The following is a 19,270-nucleotide window of genomic DNA, read 5'->3' as shown; positions in this document are numbered from 1 at the left end:
TCGATCCTAACAATGAAGGAATGATTTGTAAGAAATAGTATTGATTGTCTATGAGTGAGCATCATATTTTAGCGATAAACCCCGGATCTACATCCACGAAGTTTGCCGTTTACCGAAACGAACAGTGTGTGCTGAATAAAACCTTACGTCATTCTGTGGATGAGTTGTCAGCTTATGCCGATATCATCGAACAGTTTGGTTACCGTAAAGGGATGATTATTGATGCCTTGGTAGAAGAAGGGATCGAGATTGATCGAATCAAAAATATTATAGGTAGGGGAGGATTGACCTACCCGCTCGAATCGGGTGTTTACCTGGTCGACCAGCTCATGCTTCAACATGCCCGGGCCGGTATTTACGGAAAACATGCCAGCAACCTCGGGCCTATTATTGCCGATTACATTGCCAGTCAAATTCCGGGAGCCCACGCTTACATTGCAGACCCGGTTGTTACTGACGAGCTTGAAGATATTGCCCGCATAACCGGTCATCCCAAATTCCGGAAACGCTCCATATTTCATGCATTGAATCAAAAAGCAACAGCTCGGGTGCATGCCCGCAAAACCGGGCGCGCCTACGAGGAAATGCGGCTGATTGTTGTCCATCTTGGCGGTGGCGTTTCAGTTGGAGCCCATTTAAACGGCCGGGTGGTTGACGTGAATAATGCGCTTGACGGTGATGGACCATTCAGTCCTGAACGATCCGGGTCCTTGCCGGTAGGGCAGTTGATCGATCTGTGTTATAGCGGAAAATATTCTCAGGCCGAAATTTACCGGATGATTGTTGGCGAGGGCGGCTACGTTGCCTACCTGGGCACAAACAACGCGCTGGAAGTTAAGAATCGGGCAGAGGCTGGTGATGAAGCAGCCCGGATGATTGAGCAGGCATTGGGCTACCAGGTTGCCAAATCGATCGGTGAAATGGCTGTGGTGTTAACCGGGCAGGTTGACGGCATCCTCTTGACCGGTGGTATGGCTTACAATGAAACGCTGGTGAACCAGATTAAGGAGCGTGTCGGTTTTATCGCTTCCGTTTTCGTGTATCCGGGTGAGGATGAACTGGAAGCTTTAGCCATGAATGCACTGATGGTAGCCCGCGGTGAACTGAAAGCCCGGAAATACGCTCCCCGAATGGATTTGTAGTGTCTTCAATTTCCGATTTATTTATTCCTGTTTTGAAAGTTAACAGAAGATATTAGTATCTTTCTGAAGTTAAAACCAGAAATTTTATGAGCTCTTACCTCTTCGTGATAGGCCTTTGCGTCGTCATTATAATTTCATTCATATTTAATATTATTGCCCGCAAAACGAATGTTCCCAGCGTGTTAATGTTGATTTTTCTGGGAATGGGTTTACGCCAGCTTTTAAACCATTTCGGCACTGAGCCCGAATATTTCAACACCCTCGAGGTGCTTGGAATTGTCGGGTTGATCATGATTGTGCTCGAGGCAGCGCTGGATTTGCAATTGAGTCGCGAAAAATGGCCGATTATCTGGAAATCGTTGCTGATTGCCCTGTTTTCGCTGATCGGTTCCAGCTTGATGATTAGCTGGTTGATTCAAATGTTTATTCAGAATATCGGGTTCTTACCGGCACTTATTTACGCCATACCATTTTCGATTATGAGCAGCGCCATTATCATCCCCAGTGTGAATAACCTCGGGAAGTACAAGCGCGAATTCATGATTTACGAGAGTACTTTTTCAGACATCCTGGGAATCATGTTCTTCTATTTTTTGGTCGAAAATTTCAATCTTGATGGTGCGGGTGCAGTGGCACTAGTCTTTAGTGGAAACCTTGTGCTGACAATTGGTCTGGCACTTGTGCTTAGTTATTTGCTCGTCCTGATTATGCAGAATATAACGGCACAAGCACGTTTTTTCCTGTTCCTGTCGGTCTTGGTACTCATGTATGCTGTCGCCAAACTTTTCCACCTTTCCTCGCTGTTAATCATCTTGGTATTTGGTTTACTGTTGGGGAATTACAAAGTATTGCTTTGGGGGAAACTGAAGCGATGGCTGAAAGCTGACGCAATCGACGGGCTGTTTGAAAATTTTAAGATGATTACCATCGAGACCTCTTTCATTGTCCGGACTTTCTTTTTCGTGGTCTTCGGTATCAGCTTTTCGCTCGAAACGTTGACGCATCCTGAGATCTGGATGTTGAGCGGTGCTCTAATTCTTATCCTCTATGTGATTCGGGTTATCTTGTTTTGGGCAATCGACCGGAAAGATATTATTCCGCAGATCTTTTTGGCCCCACGCGGTTTGATTTCGATCCTGTTGTTTTATGCCATTCCCAAGGAATTTGTGGTCGATGAGTTTGAAAGCGGCACATTGCTGTTGGTCATCATGGCCTCCAGTATCATTATGGCCGGCGCGCTAATCATCGATCGAAAAAAGCAGAATGGCGATGTTGCCGAGAGTCTTCCTGAATAAACCTAAAGCGAACCAAAACCTAACTTCATGAAACTTTCACTGACACTCCTGTTCGTTTTCCTATTGTTGAATTCGCATGCCCAATCTACCAAATCGAATGTGGATGAAGAGTTGGTACCGCAATATGAGTTGCCCGAGATTTTGGTGAGTGAAAAAGGACGAAAGATTAAAAAGCCGGAACAATGGGAAAAGATTCGCCGACCAGAGATACTTCATCTGTTTGTGCAGGAAGTTTATGGCAAAGTGCCCGGGGAGATTGCACCGCCTGAAGTTATCGTTTACGAGGATCGTGGAGAGGCTTTTGGTGGGAAAGCGATCCGCAAACAAATTGATTTGGTCTTCGAAGGAAACGGTCGAACGCTTTCGGTTGGAGTACTGATGTATCTGCCTAAAGCAGCTTCACCTGCGCCGGTAATCTTGGGATATAATTTTCTGGGAAATCACGCAATTGTTGATGATCCGGAAATTAGGATTAGCGAGTCGTGGGTGAGGAATAATCCTTCACTGGGAATCGTAAATAATCATTTTACCGAACAATCGCGTGGATTCGATGCAGAGAGTTGGCCGGTTGAAAAAATGCTGGATGCAGGTTTTGGACTGGTTACGGTGTATTATGGTGAAGTTGACCCGGATTACGATGATTTTGAGAATGGCATTCATCCACTTTTTTACAAAGAAGGACAGGATCATCCTGCGGCTGACGAGTGGGCGTCGATTGGGGCCTGGGCCTGGGGACTATCCCGCGTGATGGATTATTTAGAGACCGATTCGGATGTAAATGCAAAGCAAGTCATTGTTTTCGGACATTCCCGACTCGGAAAAACAGCGCTTTGGGCGGTGGCGAGCGATCAGCGGTTTGCGGCTTGTATTTCAAATGATTCCGGTTGTATGGGGGCGGCATTGTCCCGTCGTCGGTTTGGCGAAACAATTGGCATTGCCAATAAAAACTTCCCACAGTGGTTTTGCGGTAATTTTAAAAAGTACAGTGGTTTCGAGGATTACCTTCCGATTGATCAGCACATGTTGCTTGCGTTGATTGCTCCCCGGCCATTGTATGTGGCGAGCGCCACCGAAGACTTGTGGAGCGACCCCAAAGGTGAATTTCTTTCCGCACAAGCGGCCTCAGCAGTCTATCGTTTGTACGGATTGACTGCGATTGACGATGAGCAGATGCCTAGTCCTGAGCACCCGGTTGGTGGTGTACTTTCCTATCATCTTCGTACCGGCAAGCACGCTGTAAAGCCTTTCGATTGGGAACAATATCTCCAATGGGCCAAGGAATACGTGGTTCACTGAATCCTGAAATTCAAATTTTTCAAAGAAATATCAGCACACATCAGCATAGTTGAGTGGAAATCGTTATTTTCGGTTTTCAAACCAATCAAATCTGACTATGCCAACGCATCATTTTCTGGCCTTCGACCTGGGAGCTTCCAGCGGACGTGCCATCCTGGGAACACTCGAAAAATCGAATCTTCAACTTACCGAAGTACACCGTTTCGTGAATCAAATGCAACGGATCAACGGTCATTATTTCTGGAATATTTTCAGCCTTTTTCAGGAGTTGAAAACAGGTTTGAGCAAGTGCGTGCGTGAGTTGGGTATTCAACCAGAATCAATTGCGGTGGATACCTGGGGAGTTGATTTCGCACATATTGGGGCCGACGGAATGATTCTTTCGTTGCCCTATGCCTACCGGGATCCGAGGACCAATTCGGCAATGGATGATCTATTTCAGCTGGTTCCAAAGAATGAGGTTTACAGACAGACCGGAATTCAATTTATGCAGTTCAACAGTTTGTTTCAGCTTTATTCAATGGTCAAATCCGGCAGTTCGCTGCTGCCGGTTACGAAGCAGATTTTGTTTACGCCCGACGCGCTGAATTATTTGTTTTCCGGAGTGGCGGCTACTGAATTTACCATTGCCAGCACCAGTCAGATGTTGGTGCCCGGTAAATGTGAATGGCAGAAGAATTTGATAGAAGCTGCCGGTATTCCATTGAATATTTTGGGCAAGGTGATTCTTCCCGGTCAGCAGATTGGGACACTTTTGCCTGAGATCGCTGAAGAAACAGGAAGCAGCCAAATACCAGTTGTTGCTGTTGCCGGGCACGATACAGCTTCAGCCATCGCCTCGGTTCCGGCGGAGGACGCGAATTTCGCCTACATTAGTTCCGGCACCTGGTCGATTTTTGGTATTGAAACAACGGAGCCAATTATTTCGGACAAAACGCTTGAACTGAATTTCACCAATGAAGGTGGAGTCGAAGGGACTACGCGTTTTCTGAAAAACATTATGGGGATGTGGTTGATCCAGGAGTGCCGCCGGATTTGGGCGAGGGAGAAAGAGTACAGCTGGCCCGAGATGGTGGAACTTGCAAAGACCGCCGAACCTTTTCGTTTTGTAATTGATCCGGATGACAACAGATTCTTAAACCCCGAGAATATGCCGGAAGCCGTGGTTGTGTTTTGTGAAGAAACGGGACAGGGCAAGCCGGAGTCGCATGCTCAGATTATTCGCTGCATCTACGATAGTTTGGCGCTGAAATACCGGCAGGTATTGGATGAGATCCGTTCGGTGACGGATAAGAGGATTGAACGAATTCACATGATTGGTGGTGGTTGTAACAACGATTTTCTGAATCAACTCACTGCCGATGTTTGTGAACTGCCTGTTTTTGCCGGGCCAACAGAAGCGACAGCCACAGGGAATATTCTGATGCAGGCCAAAGCACTTGGTGTGCTTAGCTCCTTGAACGAAATTCGAAAGATTGTTCGGGAGTCGTTCAAGCTCAAAATATTTCAGCCCTCGGGAGACCAAAGCTGGCGCAAGGCTTATCAAATTAAAACAAGCGAATAACTTTTTGTGCAGATTAATTTGAGACGTAAATTGGAAATTTTTCGTTCCGATTTTGGCTTGTTTTGATCGTCTTTCTGTTTGAAATACAGTAAGATCAGATTTTATTCCCGTATTTTTGAAATCCCCTATTCATATTTGCTTGTTTTAGAAGTAGTTTAAGCTGTTTGTTCGGGCGACACATATTCCTATATTTGTAGTATATCTAAATCAATAATCGAACGAAAATGCTTAAACAATTGCTTTCCGTAGCCTTGTTTACTCTTGTCGGTTTCGGCGGGGTACAGGCACAAAACAATCAGAAAACTTCGGACATAGACAAAAAGGTCGAGGACCTGTTGTCGAAAATGACACTGGATGAAAAAATAGGCCAGTTGAATCAGTATACGGCTCGTTGGGAAATGACTGGACCGGCACCGGCAGGTAGCAGTGAACAGCAACTCTTGGACGAGATTAAAAGTGGCAAGGTGGGCTCGATGCTGAATGTTACCGGCGCTGATGCGACGATGAAAGCTCAAAAGCTGGCTGTAGAAAATACCCGTTTGGGCATTCCTTTAATTTTTGGATACGACGTTATTCACGGGTACAAAACCATGTTCCCTATTCCGTTGGCAACGGCTGCCAGCTGGGATCCTTCGGCTGCGGAGTTGAGCGCTCATGTGGCTGCGGTTGAAACAGCCGCTTCGGGTGTGCATTGGACTTTTGCGCCAATGGTTGATATTTCGCGCGATGCCCGTTGGGGACGTGTGATGGAAGGTGCAGGTGAAGATACTTACCTGGGTGAAAAAATGGCTGCTGCGCAGGTGCGAGGTTTTCAGGGTAACGATCTGAATTCGGACAACACCATTGCTGCATGTGCCAAACATTTTGCTGCTTATGGTTTTGCCGAAGCTGGCCGCGATTACAACACAGTTGATATTTCAGAATACACACTTCAAAATGTCGTGCTGCCACCTTTCAAGGCTGCAGTTGACGCTGGCGTAGCGACGTTGATGAACTCTTTCAATGTGATCGGCGGCGTGCCTTCTACTGCCAATCCGCATTTGTTGCGCGATATGTTGAAAGATGGTTGGGGATTTGAAGGTTTCGTGGTTTCGGACTGGAACTCGATTGGCGAGATCAAGAATCACGGTGTGGCTCCCGACTTGAAAGAAGCTGCCCGTCTGGCGATGAATGCCGGTTCGGACATGGATATGGAAGGATATGCTTATGTCCCTTATTTGAAAGAGTTGGTTGAAGAAGGACTGGTTGATGAAGCCTTGATTGACGATGCTGCACGCCGTGTGTTGCGGGTGAAGTTTGAGTTGGGGTTATTCGACGATCCTTACAAATACAGCAAGCTTGACGAAAAAGGGCTTGTGATGAACGCTGAAAATCTGGCAGCTGCTCGTGAAGTAGCAAAGAAGAGTATCGTCTTGTTGAAAAATGAAGCGGGCTTGTTGCCGCTGAAAAAAGAAGGACAGAAAATTGCTGTAATTGGCGATTTGGCTGACGATAAAGATTCGCCGCTGGGAAGTTGGCGTGCGCAAGCGATTACCGGTTCGGCAGTTTCGTTGCTGGAAGGAGTCGAAAACGCAGTGACCGATAAAAGTTCGGTTGTATTTGAACAGGGACCAGTGTTTGTCGCCAACGATCCGGTATTTACTCAACATTTGAAATACAACGAAACTGATCCGTCCGGAATTGATAAAGCCGTTGAATTGGCTAAAAAGATGGATGTCGTCGTTATGGCTTTGGGCGAAAACTGTTTCCAGACCGGTGAAGGTCGTAGCCAAACAGACATTACATTGAAAGGCTATCAACAGCAATTATTGGAAGCTGTTTACGCGGTGAATAAAAATGTTGTAGTCGTGTTGATGAACGGCCGCCCGCTGGTGATTGACTGGATGGCAGAACATGTTCCGGCCATTGTAGAAGCATGGCATTTAGGCTCTGAAGCCGGTAATGCGATTGCTGACGTGCTGTTTGGCGATTACAACCCAAGCGGGAAGTTGCCAATGTCATTCCCGCGTTCGGTTGGCCAATGCCCGATTTATTACAACCACTTTAGTACTGGCCGTGCCGACGATACCGGAACCGTTTTCTGGTCTCATTATACCGACGAATCAAACACTCCGCTCTACCCGTTTGGCTATGGTCTGAGTTATACCACTTTTGATTATTCAGATTTGAAATTGAGCGCTAATGAGATTACGGGTGATCAAAAGTTAAAAGTAAGCGTCAGTGTGAAAAATATTGGTGGTGTAGAAGGCGAAGAAGTGGTGCAGTTGTATGTGCAGGACCTTTACGGAAGCATTGCCCGCCCGGTAAAAGAGCTGAAGGGATTTGAGAAGATCGCCTTGAAAGCCGGCGAAAGTAAAACTGTTGAATTTGAAATCAGTGCAGCCGATCTTGCTTTCTTCGGGGCTGATAAGACCTGGAAAGCTGAGGCCGGTGATTTCAACCTTTGGGTGGGAACAAATTCGCAAACGGGCTTGAAAGGCCAGTTTAAACTGAAATAGAGTGTAAACTTCTCCAGTAGATTTACAACCATAGCAAAAAAGCCGGCGAAAGTCGGCTTTTTTATTGTCCTGAAAATTAATCCTAATATCTGGGTGTACCTTTATAAACACGTGACAGTGGCAGTGGAACTATTTGTCCCAGGTAGGTAAGTTTTCCGCTCCGGGTACTGCCAATGGTTGCGGTAACAGCCTGACCATCGGCATTACTGCTGATGTTGATGTCGTAAATTCCGGCGCTGGACATGCAGGTCATCTGAATCGAGTAGCCTCCGTTTTTGGGATTCTTTTTGACTTCCATTTTAGTAATTCGGGCATCGACCGAGACTCCGCCAACACCGTTTGTACCAACCGCCGAATTTGAGCCAATTTGGATAAATGCTGATTCCCCGTGGACGGCTATAAAATTAAGATTAGAGGGCACGTTTATCGTTACGCCGCGTTTGCTTTGCAAACGGTCGGCTTCCAGCACATAAGCGGACGAGTCGATTGCCAGCGCAACCATGGCAATGTTTTGTTGCTCAATTTTAGCCCGTTCTTCTTTTTTCGCTTGTTTCTTCGATTTCTTGTCCTGTTCCTGTGCATTTGCACTGTTTGCTAACAGGCATACAGTCAAAATCAGTGATAATGAAAGTAAATGTTTCATAACGAAATAATTAGAACCTTAAGTTAACGAATAATACGTATCGGTGCAAGTCAATTTTTAGTAAGAGGTGTTAAAAATGTTTTGTCAGCAGAGCTGATTGTCAATATTTCTGAATCAGAAAGATTCCGCCAAGCAATAAAAGAATCCCGGCTATTCGTCCGGGGTTGATGTGGTGCACTGCCAGTCCAAACAATCCAAAGTGATCGATGAAGGAAGCTGCAATGAGTTGGCCTGCAATTGCTGCTGCCAGCACTGTTGTAACGCCGATTTTGGGAATGAAAAAGATAACCGACGAGACAAAAATTGCGCCTAGCATACCACCGGCAAACAGGTACCAGGGAGCTGTCCTCACAGTTCCCCAATCAGGGACTTGAGTTCGGAAAATGAAATTGAGCCCGACCAAACAGATAAAGCCGACCATAAAATTGACCAATGCACCCTGCAGCGGATGACGTAAGAAGGTTGTCAGCTGGGTATTAATACTTCCCTGGATAGCCAGAAAGGTTCCAATAACCAGAACGATGAACGTGTATATAATCTTCATGAGAATTACTTTTTCTCACAAAGGTATATTTTATGCTTTGGCCGGAAAAGAGTATCGTTATTGGTAGCCTCTTTTCTGCAGTTCTTTTACGGTGATAACGCGCAATTCTGAATTTAACTGAAGTTGCTGTTTGTATTTTCGAATGAGATAGGCGCAGTCATTGTAAACATAGTCCAATGCGACAAATATTTCGGAACTTCTTCGCAGTTGCTCATAGTTTACAGGTTCCGCTTTTTCCAAGGTGCGGAACGACTTGAAATATTTGGGGTAAATATTTTGACGCCAATAAGTTGTTGCTTTAAACTCAAGCGAAACATTTTCAGTGTGTGCCGATGCTGTGTAATAGTGCAAAATAGATTGTCGTAGTTCGTTATTTCGGATTTTCGTCAAGTTGGTTAAATTCAGATTTTGGTAGGCAACATTGTTTCCTGAAAAGGTTTTTATAGTGGAAATAGTTGCGAAACTTTTGGAAAGCGTATCGTTGTATTCGGCCAGGCTTTGCATCGTTGTTTTAAGGCTTTCAGAAAGGGTTTGTAGTTCCCGCAGGGTCACAATCAGTTTGGATAGTTCGGTCGAATCTTTTAAGAGGGAAGTATGCATTTCGTTCAGCAGGAGTAACCCGTACCTTTCGGATTTACGATTCTCGCTTAAATTATTTGCTTGTAACGCGATTAATATACCAACGATTATCAGCGCAACCTCTCCAAGCGCATATTTAATATAGCTGATTAATTTTTCGTTTTTAGGCAGTTTTATTCGAAAAACCCGAATTAAATTTCTCATCAGGAATAGCTTAGTGCAAGGTTCTATTTTACTTTACAATTTCGGTATTATCCTGAGAAATTTATACTATCTCATTAAAAAATAGTTGTTTCAAAAAGCCAATTTGTGATGATAAGTGCAGTTTTTACCTGAGAAATTATTTAGGAAGTTCGTGCGACATAACCTAGCGATTCCGGCAGTTGTCGCATTTAAACCATATCCGAAGCTGGTTTGTAATGACGTTTCAGCCAATGTGCCAGTCCGTCCAAACCAGGGAAAAGCACCCGCTCGGTAATGTTGGCCTGGTCGAGTTTATCGCGGACTTCCCATTTCAATTCCTTGGGGATAATCAACCGTCGGTAGAGATCGGGATGCTGGATCAGCCATTCATCCAAAATAGCCGTAGGGTTGGACATGACCGAGAAGAAAGCAAACTGGTTTACGATGCGTTCGTCCATAGATGGCGGTTCGAAGAAGACAACCTGGTTATTGCCCATCACCTTTTCGAAGTCAGGAAGCGACTGGATGTTTTCTTCCAGCATTTCAATCGTAAAGGCATTGCACTTTTCTTCAAACAGTTTTTGATGAAGCGGGTCGCTAATCAGTCGATTCGCTTTTACAAAATCGACTTTCCAAATCACACCATCCAGATCGTATTTTTCCGTGTTCGTGGTTGCAAAATGCATGGCAATGAACGGCGAATAAGTCCAGTCGAGCAGGCGGGTAGGCAGCCCGTGGTGTTGCGCCATCACAAGTGCGCGCCAAAACGAACCGGACAGTTGTGCTTCTTTCGAAATCGAATATTTCCGGAAGTTTCGCAGCAAGTGATACTCTAGTTCCGGCCGTGAACCGCAGTTGCGTAAAAAGCTGTTTTTTAGTTCGTAGCTGCTGTCGGAAAGCCCCCGGAAAGCGTAATCAGAGCGGTACCGGCCCATGCCCGGTTTCCAGGCATCGTGATACACTTCTTCGCACAATTCTTCCCAACTGCTAACGACGTAGTCGTTTTGATAAATTGCTTTGGCTTCCATCCGGTTTTCTTCGTTCAAGTTATTGATTATGGTTGGTAGAAAGGCTACCAAAAACCAACGAAAGTTATCAATTTTCGTTGAGCATAAAATTGAAAACCGTCAATTTTACACTTTCTTTACAATTGAAAGCGCTATTTTAGAAAACTCATACCGAAAGAATAAATATGGTTTTGCGATTCCGGTTTTTCACACTCAGTTTCCTGTTACTTGCTTTTGCAGCAAAGTCGCAGGTTGTTGAGAGCCAAAACAGGATGTTGCAGTTCCCGATTTATTTTTCGGGGATTAATCCCGACCATGCTATTGGGATTTTTGAGCTCGATCTGCCTTTCTATTTTCCGGCCGATAATAGTCCCCAAAATCAGTTCTCGCTTTCGTATTCAATGGCCAACACCTGGCATCCCCAGGCTTGGTTTTACTACCCGCAGAACCTGACGCCCGAACAGCAAAAGGTAAACAGCGAACTTTACATGACCTGGCGTCCAACTTACTTTGAGACGGTTGGTGCCGAAACTGAAGTGAAGACTTTTCAATCCGACGGGGTTTTGCAGCACTTTCGGTTTGCGTGGATTCGAAAGTGGAAGGAGAAAAACAGTTTCATCTTGAACATGAATGCGCATTTGCTGAGTGGAGGAGGCTCTCCGCTGCATTATTTGGTGAGCGATCATTTCATTGAAGCTTTTCATTCCAGTTTCGCGGTTGATGACAATTATGGCCGAAAGTTGTACCCGTTTAATCGAGCCAACATTCAGTTTATAGACGAAGAAGGTAATACCTATCGTAAGGATAAAGGTGATTGGTTTACGAGTGTTGTCGACATGCATTATTACCGACAGTTGTTTAACCGAAATACGGAGAACACACACATCCAGGTCAATGGTGGAGTGCATTTGTCGTTGCCGCTGAATAGTTTGCATCGGTACATTATTCCGGGTTTGTCGGCGGGGTTTCGGCTGGATAAGTTGACGAGTGAAAAAACGTCGGTTACGTTGGCTGGCGATCTGGGATTTACCAATCCCACTTTCCTTAAAACCGGCACAAGTGTCAATGCGATTGATCAGGCATTTCGTCAGGCCTATAAAATATATTTCGGAGCCAATGTTGCTGTTTCTCAAAAGAGCGTTCTTCAGTTTGGTCTGCTGAATAATATCCAAGGCGCTTTAATGAAGGGGGGCCATAACAATTGGGGGCAGGAGGGCTACGACCAAATTGGTATTGGCTTCCTCGAGGCTGGCGATATCTGGGAAGGTGAGGAGATTAGCCAGGAATTTTGGTTGGCCCGGATTACTCCTGCTTCGTTGTATTATTTTTCGTACAAAGCGTTTTTTGTCATCGGCTGGCAGCGCAATGCGCATCAATTCAACTTTTACGTTGGCGAAGATTTCTTCTACATTAACAATGCACCCGATTTCCAGATCGGATTCGAATATGTAATCCCACTGTTCGGACGAAAATAAGCCGGACTTCTGCATCTTTTTTTATGAACAAGCTCGCTATTTTCTTGTTTACAGGTCAAAACTTATTTTGAAACGAGCCATCAACATAAAATATCCCGTGAGGGGTGTTTATTATGGTGAGTTCCGTTCGTTGTCGATGCAGTAAAATGAAATGCAGCAGCATACGAGAATTAAAGAAATGTAGGTTGAAGAAATAAATAAAGGAAATGACTGATATCTCAAATGCGCGGGAGCGATTGCCCCGGTGGATGAAATCGCAACTGCCTAGTGGCGAGAACTATTCGAAAGTAAAACGACTGATTACTGAACACAAACTGAATACGATTTGTACCAGCGGAAATTGCCCGAACAAGGGCGAATGCTGGAATGCCGGAACGGCTAGTTTTATGATTATGGGCGACCGTTGTACCCGTAACTGCCGATTCTGTTATGTTTCGAACCTGATTCCAAATCCGCTGGATTGGGATGAACCGCGCCGTTTGGCAGAAACCATTAAAACGTTAAACTTAAAGCACTGTGTGATTACCTCGGTTGACCGGGACGATTTACCCGATGGAGGTGCACGTTTTTGGGCTGAAACAATTCGTCAGATCAAAGAATTGAACCCGAACACAACGATGGAGACTTTGATTCCTGATTTTCACGCGAAGAAGGAATTGGTGCAAAAAGTAATCGATGCCAAGCCGGAAGTAATTTCGCACAACCTGGAAACCGTAAAACGGCTGACCCCGAAGATTCGGAGCACGGCGCGTTACGACCGGAGTTTGAAAGTAATCTCTTACATCGCAGAAGCCGGAATTGTACCAAAATCGGGTATCATGCTGGGATTGGGTGAAACGCCGGAGGAGGTGTTGGAAGCCATGGACGATTTGAAAGCTGCCGGCTGTAAAGTGTTGACATTGGGGCAATACCTGCAACCCGACGAGCACCTGATGAAAGTGGTTGAGTACATTACACCGGAGCAATTCGAAACTTATCGCAAAGAAGCCTACAAACGTGGTTTCCGTTATGTGGAGAGCAGCCCGCTGGTTCGCTCGTCCTACCATGCCGAGAGACACGTGAATGCATAAACCATTTTACTTATGAATAAGTCAATACACAAACTAATTGAGTTAGAGGAGCTCACGCCGGAAACTTTTGTCCTGCATTTCGATCGTGCAGGTTTTCAATTTACACCCGGTCAGTACGTTGTACTGCGCAACCCCGAAACAGGAGAAGGACGAGAATATTCGATTTACAGTTCGGATAAAGAAGATCGGCTTTCTTTCCTGATTCGTGAGGTGGAGGACGGCGAGTTTTCGCGTTACTTGCGTCACCTGAAAGTTGGTTCGAATATTCAAATTGAAGGGCCCCGCGGATTTTTTGTGTTGGACGATAAGGTGAGAGACGGCCACCCGACGCTTTTTATTGCAACGGGCACGGGCATCTCACCATTTCGTTCTTTCGTTCGCAGTTACCCAAGTCTGAATTACCGTTTGCTGCACGGCGTTCATTTCGCTGATGAAGCCTACGGGCGCGAAGCATTTAAACCTTATCGTTATTGCTTGTGCACATCGCGCGAGGAAAGCGAAAATTACTTCGGTCGCGTTACTTTCTATCTGAAGGAGAACCCGGTTGAAAAGGATACAATCTGTTATCTCTGTGGTAATTCGGATATGATTGAAGAAGTGACCGACCTGTTGGAACAATTCGGAGTTAGTGCCGAAAATATTCGTTCTGAAGTGTTTTTCTAAGAAATTACATTGCCTATTTATAGTTAAGAAGTTACATTTTTAGAGAAGAATAGCAGCCAAGCGCTGCTATTTTTTATTTTTGCTAATCTGTTTCGCTCTCGGATACTCAAATCATAAAAGTATCCGGATTAAAGCCGGAGCGATGAATTTTCAAGATGAAGAATATTAAGATTTCAGAAGAACTGGCCGATAAATGCCCCGACATTTATTTGTCGTGCATTGAATGTAATGTTAGGGTTGAATTGTTTCGGGAAGATTTATGGCGGTTGATCGAAGCCAAGTGTCGGGAAATTTCATCTCGAATGGAAGTTGAAGACATTCGGCACATCGAAGCCATTGCGACATCGCGCGATGCCTACAAAACTTGTGGTAAGGATCCGGCTCGCTATCGCCTTTCAGCCGAAGCATTGCTCCGCCGCGTGGTGAGTAAAAAGGGCCTCTACCAGATTAACAATGTGGTTGATGCGCTCAATTTTGTTTCCATCAGTTCCGGTTTGTCTATCGGCGGTTACGATGCCGATCAGATTAAAGGAAAAGTGACGATGGGAATCGGAAAAGCGAATGAGCCTTACGAAGGTTTAGGTCGGGGAGAGCTGAACATTGAAGGAATGCCTGTTTTTCGTGATGAAATTGGAGCTTTCGGTACGCCGACTTCCGATTCGGAACGCACTGGCGTGAGGCCTGATACCAAACGATTCCTGATGATTTTGGTGTCGTACAAAGGCGTGCACATGCTTTACGAACCCAGCCAGATTGCCGTGAAACTACTAAGCGATTACGCGTCAGCAACTTATTTCGAAACTTATCAAATTACTGTATAATATTATGCAAGCTATTTGTCGTTTTTTGTTGAAGCTCCTGGGCTGGAAAGCCGTGAGTGGAGTGATGCCCCACAAAAAAGCGATTATCATCGGCGTGCCTCATACAAGCGCCTGGGATTTCATTATTTCTTATTTGTATTATACTTCGGTTGGCGGAGTCGCGAATATTGTCATCAAAAAAGAGTTTTTCTTTTGGCCGGTCGGCTTCTTCTTGCGTAAAGCCGGTGCTATTCCTATCGATCGCTCCAAAGGAGCATCGGTCGTTAAACAGATTATCGCAGAAATGAATAAGCGGGAAGTGATGCACCTGGCCATTACCCCTGAAGGAACTCGGGAGAAAACGACCAGATGGAAAGCTGGTTTTCATACCATCGCAAAAGCAACGGGCGCAGTCGTTTACCTGGGCTTCTTCGATTTTGGCAGAAAGGAAATTGGCTGGTACGAGACGCTGGAATTGACCGATAACCCGCAGGAAGACATTAAACGTATGAAAGCTTACTACCGTACACGCGGATTAATTGGTAAGCATCCAGACATGTCTACATTCGACGATTAATTTCTTTTGGTATGGCTGAATCAGATCAAATATTGACACTTTCCCTAATCCAAATTGATTTGGTTTGGGAGAATGTAGCGGCCAATCTTGCCAATTTTGAAGCTTTATTTCAGGATCTTCCCGCTGATGTTGATCTGGTGGTATTGCCTGAGATGTTTTCTACTGGCTTTTCGATGCAGGTTTCCGATTTTGCCGAAACGATGGATGGAAAAACCGTTGGATGGATGAAAAAACAAGCTACTTCGCGGAATGCGGTTGTTGCGGGTAGTTTGATGATTCGGCAGGAAACGAAATTCTACAACCGCTTTCTTTTTGTAAAACCTTGCGGCGAGATTGAATATTACGATAAGCGACATTTATTTTCGATTGGGGAGGAGGATTTCCATTTCATGCCCGGTAAAGAGCGGAAGATCATCCAATTGAAAGGTTTTCGGATTTTACCCCAGGTTTGTTACGATTTGAGATTTCCTGTTTTTGCACGAAATCGGAACGATTACGATCTATATTTGAATTGCGCGAACTGGCCGGCACCCAGACAAGCGGTTTGGGAGTGTTTGCTAAAAGCCCGGGCTATTGAGAATCAGGTTTATGTTGCGGGGGTAAATCGTATCGGTAACGACGGCAATGGAATTATTCATAGCGGAGGTAGTGTTGTTTTTGACGCCCGCGGTTCTGTGCTCGCAGAAGCAAGCGGATCCACACAGATTTTGTCAACGAAGCTTTCGTTGAATTTACTCCATGATTTTCGCCGGAAGTTCCCTGTTTTGCAGGATGCAGACAATTTTACAATAAGTCTTTAGATGGCTCCTCGTATTAATGGACTGATTTAGCCGAACTTATTGTAAATATGCGGTCTTCGCATATCCGGAAAATCCCGTACTTTTTTTCAGAATTGACAAAAATCTGACGTTTTAAGGACTTGTTTTAACATAAAATCACACGGAAAAACAGTTTTTTTCGCCTTATTTGTTAACAATACTAAATATTTCGATTCCCCATTTGCCTATTTTGGTACCTCAAATACTCCATTTGTCCAATATCGAGGGGCTCTTCGCAGCTGCCTATTGATTTTAATCTGCGCATCGCCGTATCTTGCTCATACAGTTTTCAACATAATCTACTGTTGAAAATTTCTAGAAGCGATACGTGGGAAAAAAGCAAATGCGGTGTGCTTGAAATTGCCGCAAGACAGACTAAGCGAAAGTGTATGAATGAAATTTCTACGTGGAATTTTTATTTAACTGGTGAATTATGTTTTGTTTCTGCTTTTTTTATTACAATCAGAAATGAGAAGTTAAATTGGAAACAAGACAACTTTCCTGCGGACATCATTATTTCATTGATTTCCAAATTCAAGTTTTCGTATTGTCGCATTTTGCCAAAGGGGTCGGATGGCGTTGAATCGCTTTTTACACAATTAGTGCGAGCGTCATTTGCTAAGAAGTTTAATGTGAATTATTTAGATAGTACTCATCTGAGAGATTGTCGCAATCTGCTTGACGGCGAAGAAGACAAATCTCTTAAGATACTCGACTAGACTATGCTATTGTGCCTGTTGACTGTTTAACGCAATTATTCTTTTCAACCGGCACGAAACTTTGGTGAAAAAAAATGTTAGACTATGAAAGCGAATATTTACCTCGTGTTTTGGAAGTATGTTAAGGCGCTAGCTTTTTCAATCGTACTTTTGATTTCTTCTTTGACGGTTTTTGCAGATGAAGACCTAAGAATCACAATTTCTGGTCCTGATGAGGCAGATCCTGGTGAACATCTTACCTATACGGTGCTATTCTACAACGCAGGTACTACTCCAGCAGCAAATGTGGCAATTGATGTAACTTTGCCATCGACTGCGGGGCAATATACTTTTGATTCGTCTTCTCCGGCAGGAACAGTTGCTGGAGGTCACATTACATGGGATAAGAGTCAAATTGGTTATTTGGAGAGCCTAGGTGCAGGGGCCCATACGATTTCTTTTAGCATAATTGCCGGAACTCAGTCCCATACAGCGGATGGGTCTGCCGGTTATTACATGCCACAAAGCGGAACGAATTCATTGAATTTATCAGCTTCTATTCAAAGCGATGGTACGACTACTCCAGTTGTAACAAATCCTATTCAGACTACAGCGGTTGTCGAAAGTCAGTCGGTCGAATTGATAGATAATTTGCAAGGAGTTATAAAATCATCCACTGGAACTGTCATTGTATACCAATTGCAGGTAACAAATAAGGGGAATGTGTATGATAAATATGATTTAGCTGCTGTAAATCGCCAATGTGATTCAAGTCTTCAGTTTGATCCGTTAGACTTCCGATTCTTGGATATTTCAGGTAATCCAATAACGAGTATTGGTTGGTTGGAACCAGGTGAATCCAGAATTATTTTATTCGAACTTACAGCGCCGATAGGGTCAAACCCAGGGAAATGGAGCTGTCACGATGTTACAGCTACTTCCGTATTAGACGATCAAGTATCAGCTGAAAAAACCATAACAACGGAAATCGTTGGTAGCCCGAATTATCCACTAGTCAATCTATCTGTAATTGACGATCAAGATCCTGTTCAGAGCGGTGATACACTTACTTATACAATTTTTGCATACAACTCAAACGATAAAAACGTAGCGAATAACTTTGTTGTTACTAATGAGTTTGATTCAAATGTGACGTTTTTGTCTTCATCTCCGAGTGCAACTACAGGTAGCGGTTCTACAGCGACTTGGTCGTTGGGAACTTTAAATTATGGATTGGTTGGTTCAAAGACGATAACAGTGAAAGTGCTTGTCAATGATTTAGCTAATTTTTCTTGCACTGGTTCGATCGTAAACAATGCTTATGCTACCTATAATTATGGAAATAACTCTACCGGTCGTTATCCGACGTCGGGGACAATAAAAACGACGACGACAGTTGAAAATAAACCAGATCTTCAACTGAAGAAGACAGCCAATGTTTCTGAAGCTGATTTTGCCGAAGCTGTGACGTATACATTGACTTATGAAAATATTGGAACTTGTACGGCTACTAGCGTCGGCATTGCTGATATTTTCGATAGTTCACACGCAACTTTCACTTCTGCCAGTAATGGAGGAACAGAAAGTGCTGGCGAAATTATCTGGACGGTTCCGGATATTGAGCCAGGCGAGTCAGGTTCAGTTTCCTATACCCTGACAATTAAGGATGCATTAAATTTTAACCCAGGAACAACTCCGGTCATCAACTTAGCTTCCATAGATTGTTCGGATCAAGAGGATGATGATCAGAATAACTTTAGTTCATGGATTGTATATGTATATAAATTGCCGAATCTTAAAGTTGAAAAGTCGATCGTGGGGGATCCGTCTTATTTGGAGCCCAGTGTAGATTACGTTTATCAAATATCGGTTGAGAATATTGGTATTATTGCTCAAGACAACGTTGTTGTTACGGACACTATTCCTGATGGACTGACTGTTACGAATAGCTATTCTGCTAATGACCTGGGAAATGGAATTTATACATGGAATGTGGCACAACTAGGTGCAGGTCAGACCAGAGTGGGATTATTGGCAGTGCAGGCAAATCAGTGTAGCATGGTGGGGAGTTCGGTGACGAATAAAGCCTTTGCACAAGGTGACTATAACGATGCTGATGAAACAGATAATAGCGATCATTTAACTACTCCTATTGAAGATAAAGTTGCCCCGGCTGTCGAATGCCAGAACATCACCGTTCAGCTGGATGAAACAGGCAATGTTTCCATCACCGCAGCCGATGTTACAAAATCAGCATCAGATGCTTGTGGTATTGCTTCCAGCGTAATCGATAATGACACATTCACTTGTGATAACGTCGGACCCAATAATGTTGAACTGACTGTAACTGATGTCAACGGAAACGTATCAACATGCACTGCAGTTGTAACAGTCGAAGATAAAGTTGCCCCGGCAGTC

At 44.4% G+C, this 19,270-nt stretch carries 15 protein-coding genes and 1 pseudogene; 12 read left to right on the top strand and 4 right to left on the bottom strand.

Annotation, left to right across the window (positions count from 1 at the left end):
* Positions 1 to 50 precede the first annotated feature (50 nt).
* The 5 genes from buk to bglX all read left to right on the top strand — a co-directional run bounded on the left by buk (position 51) and on the right by bglX (position 7,795).
* On the top strand, positions 51 to 1,142 hold the full coding sequence (gene buk / locus BC643_RS22430; protein ID WP_120275651.1) for a butyrate kinase: 1,092 nt from the start codon (positions 51 to 53) through the stop codon (positions 1,140 to 1,142).
* An 86-nt stretch (positions 1,143 to 1,228) separates the two neighbouring features.
* The gene (locus tag BC643_RS22425) at positions 1,229 to 2,437 is read left to right on the top strand and encodes a cation:proton antiporter domain-containing protein (protein WP_120275650.1); all 1,209 of its coding nucleotides are present in this window, start codon (positions 1,229 to 1,231) and stop codon (positions 2,435 to 2,437) included.
* 27 nt (positions 2,438 to 2,464) lie between these two features.
* Positions 2,465 to 3,733 carry a glucuronyl esterase domain-containing protein gene (locus BC643_RS22420; RefSeq protein ID WP_120275648.1) on the top strand — a complete coding sequence of 423 codons (1,269 nt, stop codon included), beginning with the start codon at positions 2,465 to 2,467 and terminating at the stop codon, positions 3,731 to 3,733.
* Between the two features lie 97 nt (positions 3,734 to 3,830).
* Positions 3,831 to 5,297 (top strand): rhamnulokinase, encoded by a 1,467-nt coding sequence (gene rhaB, locus BC643_RS22415; RefSeq protein WP_120275647.1) that lies wholly within the window; start codon positions 3,831 to 3,833, stop codon positions 5,295 to 5,297.
* Positions 5,298 to 5,521: 224 nt separating this feature from the next.
* A complete protein-coding gene (gene bglX / locus BC643_RS22410; protein ID WP_120275645.1) occupies positions 5,522 to 7,795 on the top strand; it encodes a beta-glucosidase BglX in 2,274 nt (757 codons plus the stop codon).
* Between the two features lie 82 nt (positions 7,796 to 7,877).
* Here the strand turns inward: bglX and BC643_RS22405 are convergent, their stop codons facing one another.
* The 4 genes from BC643_RS22405 to BC643_RS22390 all read right to left on the bottom strand — a co-directional run bounded on the left by BC643_RS22405 (position 7,878) and on the right by BC643_RS22390 (position 10,790).
* A complete protein-coding gene (locus BC643_RS22405) occupies positions 7,878 to 8,438 on the bottom strand; it encodes a DUF4251 domain-containing protein (RefSeq protein ID WP_120275644.1) in 561 nt (186 codons plus the stop codon).
* 100 nt (positions 8,439 to 8,538) lie between these two features.
* Positions 8,539 to 8,982, bottom strand: coding sequence for a DMT family transporter (locus BC643_RS22400; RefSeq protein ID WP_120275642.1), 444 nt, complete (start codon positions 8,980 to 8,982; stop codon positions 8,539 to 8,541).
* A gap of 57 nt (positions 8,983 to 9,039) precedes the next feature.
* Positions 9,040 to 9,765: a DUF6090 family protein gene (locus BC643_RS22395; RefSeq protein ID WP_120275640.1), complete on the bottom strand. Its 726-nt coding sequence runs from the start codon at positions 9,763 to 9,765 to the stop codon at positions 9,040 to 9,042.
* A gap of 188 nt (positions 9,766 to 9,953) precedes the next feature.
* Positions 9,954 to 10,790, bottom strand: a complete 837-nt coding sequence (locus tag BC643_RS22390; RefSeq protein ID WP_211338177.1) for an FRG domain-containing protein — start codon at positions 10,788 to 10,790, stop codon at positions 9,954 to 9,956.
* A 146-nt stretch (positions 10,791 to 10,936) separates the two neighbouring features.
* On the opposite strand from BC643_RS22390, the gene BC643_RS22385 reads away from it, so the two are divergent.
* The 7 genes and pseudogenes from BC643_RS22385 to BC643_RS22350 form a co-directional block, all read left to right on the top strand.
* The gene (locus BC643_RS22385; RefSeq protein WP_120275639.1) at positions 10,937 to 12,226 is read left to right on the top strand and encodes a hypothetical protein; all 1,290 of its coding nucleotides are present in this window, start codon (positions 10,937 to 10,939) and stop codon (positions 12,224 to 12,226) included.
* Positions 12,227 to 12,432: 206 nt separating this feature from the next.
* The gene (lipA, locus tag BC643_RS22380) at positions 12,433 to 13,296 is read left to right on the top strand and encodes a lipoyl synthase (protein WP_120275637.1); all 864 of its coding nucleotides are present in this window, start codon (positions 12,433 to 12,435) and stop codon (positions 13,294 to 13,296) included.
* A 12-nt stretch (positions 13,297 to 13,308) separates the two neighbouring features.
* Positions 13,309 to 13,959: a ferredoxin--NADP reductase gene (locus BC643_RS22375; RefSeq protein WP_120275635.1), complete on the top strand. Its 651-nt coding sequence runs from the start codon at positions 13,309 to 13,311 to the stop codon at positions 13,957 to 13,959.
* 155 nt (positions 13,960 to 14,114) lie between these two features.
* Entirely contained in the window at positions 14,115 to 14,780 is a 666-nt protein-coding gene (locus BC643_RS22370) for a B3/B4 domain-containing protein (protein WP_120275633.1), read from the top strand.
* 4 nt (positions 14,781 to 14,784) lie between these two features.
* Positions 14,785 to 15,336, top strand: a complete 552-nt coding sequence (locus tag BC643_RS22365; protein WP_120275632.1) for a 1-acyl-sn-glycerol-3-phosphate acyltransferase — start codon at positions 14,785 to 14,787, stop codon at positions 15,334 to 15,336.
* Positions 15,337 to 15,347: 11 nt separating this feature from the next.
* Entirely contained in the window at positions 15,348 to 16,136 is a 789-nt protein-coding gene (locus tag BC643_RS22360) for an amidohydrolase (protein ID WP_120275630.1), read from the top strand.
* A gap of 821 nt (positions 16,137 to 16,957) precedes the next feature.
* A pseudogene (locus BC643_RS22350) lies at positions 16,958 to 19,270 on the top strand (DUF11 domain-containing protein); the annotation flags it as partial.

The organism is Mangrovibacterium diazotrophicum (assembly GCF_003610535.1).
Classification (GTDB): domain Bacteria; phylum Bacteroidota; class Bacteroidia; order Bacteroidales; family Prolixibacteraceae; genus Mangrovibacterium; species Mangrovibacterium diazotrophicum.
This window is presented reverse-complemented; position numbering and strand designations above follow the sequence as displayed.